General features: G+C 37.0%; 1 protein-coding gene and 3 pseudogenes. 3 read left to right on the top strand and 1 reads right to left on the bottom strand.

The features are described from left to right. Positions 1–985 precede the first annotated feature (985 nt). Together D5R40_RS31040 and D5R40_RS31035 are read left to right on the top strand one after the other, a co-directional pair. Positions 986–1678, top strand: coding sequence for a response regulator transcription factor (locus D5R40_RS31040; RefSeq protein ID WP_124147431.1), 693 nt, complete (start codon positions 986–988; stop codon positions 1676–1678). A gap of 170 nt (positions 1679–1848) precedes the next feature. After that, positions 1849–2001 (top strand): annotated as a pseudogene (locus D5R40_RS31035) (IS630-like element ISMae25 family transposase); the annotation flags it as partial. A 141-nt stretch (positions 2002–2142) separates the two neighbouring features. Here the strand turns inward: D5R40_RS31035 and D5R40_RS31030 are convergent. Continuing rightward, positions 2143–3250: pseudogene (locus tag D5R40_RS31030) on the bottom strand (RNA-guided endonuclease InsQ/TnpB family protein). Between the two features lie 105 nt (positions 3251–3355). On the opposite strand from D5R40_RS31030, the pseudogene D5R40_RS31025 reads away from it, so the two are divergent. Further along, positions 3356–3656 (top strand): annotated as a pseudogene (locus tag D5R40_RS31025) (IS630-like element ISMae25 family transposase); the annotation flags it as partial. Between the last annotated feature and the right edge of the window lie 148 nt (positions 3657–3804).

Here is a 3804-nt window from a genome sequence, read left to right as displayed (position 1 = left end):
TACATATATTGAGGAAAGAATTATCCAAAAATATCTACTTTCGGATTTCATCATTCCTGATTCTGCAACGCCTGACTAATTCTAAATAGACATCTCCAATAATATAATAAAACCTACATTCCGCAGATTAACGGTGCTGTTGGGGGATTTTTTTTCCGGCTATATTATATATAATACCATCTGTGTGGCCAAATAGCGATCGCTAGTCTCAAAACATTGCTGATTCTGTCATTGAATAGTCTAGAGATATTATAGCGGTTTTCACAAAGGTAGACTTGCATTGCTTCTGCCTTCTGCCCTCTGCCTTCTGCCTTTAAGCCAAAATCTCTGTATTCTATGTTAATGAAAACTGCTATAATGATGGGTTGAGAAGCAATTAAATGCGTTGGCGGAGCCTAGCGGTAGCTATATCGCGCTCTTGAATGCAATCGCAGTACATCCTCTAGGAAACTGAATGGATGCGATTAGCTCAAAGGGATAAATTTTCACCTACATCACTCATGGCCAAAATATTGAAATCCTTACCCTGCCTTACTTGAAAAATATTTAAAATTTCTACTATAACCTGCGGAATGTGGGATAAAAAGTAAAATCAATTCTTATCCAGAAATCATCCATTACTCTTCCCTGTTCCCAGATCCGGTGTTCCCTCTTTTGGAGGAGATGTCTAATGGAAATACTTGTACAGTCTGCCTCTTGGCCTCTACCTCGAGGACAAAGCCCGTTAATAATTATCTAATACCTTCATTATTGACATTAGGAACAGGTTGAAGTTACTGGCAAAATCTGCTCCATAAAATTGCTGACCACATATTACATTTTTATAAAAAAAACTTAATAACTTTTTGTCAAGTGTTATAAACCATACATTATTTTAGCTCCACTAATAATGAAAATTAGCTAAATTATAGAAAGTAGTAAAACTCAAAAAATCTATATGCCTGGAATGATTCAAGCTAAAAATGAGCTAGAGGAAAAATTAAAAATGCCAAGCAAAATATTATTAGTAGATGATGAACCAGGGTTACGGGAAGCCGTACAAGCTTATTTAGAAGATAGTGGATTTAATGTAAACGTTGCCAGTAATGCTAATCAAGGATGGGATATCCTACAATCATATTTACCAGACTTAGTAATTACAGATATTATGATGCCTCAAATAGATGGCTATCAATTTCTACAAAAATTACGAGAAGATCCAAGATTTAAAGCTTTACCAGTAGTATTCTTGACCGCCAAAGGAATGACTACAGACCGCATTCAAGGTTATCAAGCAGGTTGTGATGCTTACCTTTCTAAACCCTTCGATCCTGAGGAGTTAGTAGCTATAGTCGAAAATTTGTTAGAACGTCGAATAGTAGCGAAAAGCCCAAATGAAGGGGAAAATACTTCAGATATTGCTGTTTTAGCAAGTCAAATTGCCGAAATTAAAGCAATGTTAATGGGGAAAAATACAATCGCTCAAACCCCATCACCAATTAAAATAGATTTAACCCCAAGAGAGCAAAGTGTATTAGATTTAGTAGCCAGAGGGCTAATGAATAAAGAAATAGCTAGAGACCTAAACACCAGTGTCCGCAATGTAGAAAAGTATGTCAGTAGACTATTTACGAAAACTGGTACAAACAGCCGAACAGAATTAGTTCGTTATGCTCTAGAGCATGGGTTAACTAAATAGTATGATAGTCCTGCTCGCGTAATGGTAGATGAGGATGAACAACGACGCTTCATGGGAGCAAGATACAAGCAAGGGAGCAAGATGGTCCCACTCCACATTTTATTGAGCAGGGGAGTGGGGGAGTGGAGGAGAAGTTAAAGATAATAATATCAGGACTTAGGCACTGACATTGGAAAATCCAAAGGTTTTGTATTCCAGAAAGGGATTTAGCCAGATTTGTCTCCTAAATGGAAGTTGTTCTCGATCTTTACAGCAGTGTCCATTCTGAAGAACAACCATTAATTAATATGGATGAAGCCTCTGTGCAACTTCAAGGACATCTCTAGGAAACCATCCCCATGAAGCCAGGAGAAGACAAAAAAGAAGATGATCACTATACTGCTCTATAAAACTGATACAAAGCGTCACATAACGTGACAATCTGATGTTTACTTCCTGCTTCCACTGAGGCCGTCGGCGGTTACTCATCCACAGGCATTCACGGTCGAACCGACCGCATCTCTCAAATTTATACTGGCGTTTAAATCTCTGTCTATTGACAAGCCACATGACTGGCAGTCATAAGTCCTTACATTTAATGGCATATCCTGAACATGACCACAGTTAGAACAAGTCTTTGATGATGGAAAAAACCTGTCAACTAATACTAACTCAGAACCATACCATTGACACAGAGCATGCAAGTTGTCTCCTAAACTCATAAAATCCTTGGTCGGCTATTGATTTAGCTAGCTTATGGTTAGCTAACATACCACTAACATTTAAATCTTCTATGACAACTCTGCCGTGGTTCTTGGCTAGATATGTTGTCAATTTATGAAGTGCGTCTTTACGGATGTTAGCTATCTTTCTATGTAGCTTGGCAATTTTCAGTTGTATTTTTCGCCAATTAGCTGAACCAATTTCTTTATTCCGGTTTAGATATTGTAGTTGAGAAAGCTTGGCTTCAAACTGGCGATATGACTTGACGCTTTCAAAGACTTTCCCATCACTTAAAGTTGCTAATGTTTTAATGCCTAAATCTAGGCCTACAACTTCAGTAGTTTTTGGTGTTAGATATTGAGTAAATTCATAAGCAAAACTTAAATACCAATCACCTGCCTGTTTACTAATAGTTATTTTTTGAGTAGTTGCTTCAATAGGTTCATAAGTTTTGACAATACCAATAAAAGGTAATTTATGATTCCATCCATTTAATTCTATTGGTTTTCCAGAATTATCAATTGTAAATGAATCAGACCTACCTTTCTTCTTAAACTTTGGGTATTTTCCTAATCCTTTAAAGAACCTTTTGAACGCTTCACCTAAGTTGAGCAAAGCATACTGGTAAACCTTAGATGACAGGTTTTTCATCCAAGGATATAAAGGCTTTGTGTGGTTAGTAAAAACTTCTCTGAGCTTACGTTTGCGCAGCATTCCGCAGGAAATATTTGGCTTGTAACCATCTTGATAAGCAGCATTCCATAAACTTAAGCCCCAGTTATAAACCCATCTTGAATAACCTGCGTGTTGAGCCAAGAGGGTTTTCTGCTGGTTATTTAGTTTGAGCTTTGTACGAATTGACTTGTACATATTTCTAGCTATTTTTTGAGTTGACTACTGTATTTTTTCAACCCAGAGATAACTAGCTGATTATACTGCGTTATAACGTAAATTGTCAACTAAGTCAAAACTCCTGAAGGAGTACAAGCTTTGTTCATGTTTTTTGATCCTAACAGAGGATGGCGGCGGGTTAGTAATCGAGATAGTCGGACTCGAATAGATTGGGCAGAAGAAGTGAGGCAATTATTGGATGTAGACAATTCCATTTTCTCAAAAAGTCAAGTTAGTTTGTGATCATCTCAATACCCATAATATCGCTTCTTTTTATGAAGCATTTCCAGCTCCAGAAACCCACCCTTTAGCTCGAAGATTGGAAATTTACCATACCCCTGGCAATGGTAGTTGGTTAAATGTAGCCGAGACTGAACTAAGTATTTGATCGAAACAATGTTTAGAGCGAAGAATTTGTAGCAAAGAAAAATTGGGGGGTTGCACATTAAAGAATGATAATAGATTTTAAACTATACATATATTGAGGAAAGAATTATCCAAAAATATCTACTTTCGGATTTCATCATTCCTGA

The sequence above is a fragment of the Okeania hirsuta genome, from assembly GCF_003838195.1.
GTDB classification, from domain to species: domain Bacteria; phylum Cyanobacteriota; class Cyanobacteriia; order Cyanobacteriales; family Microcoleaceae; genus Okeania; species Okeania hirsuta.
The sequence above is the reverse complement of the archived record's forward strand: the minus strand, read 5'-3'. Positions and strand labels throughout refer to the sequence as shown.

Excerpts from the sequence above, each read along its gene's own strand:
- D5R40_RS31040 (WP_124147431.1), top strand. The coding sequence starts at position 986 with ATGCCAAGCAAAATATTATTAGTAGATGATGAACCAGGGTTACGGGAA.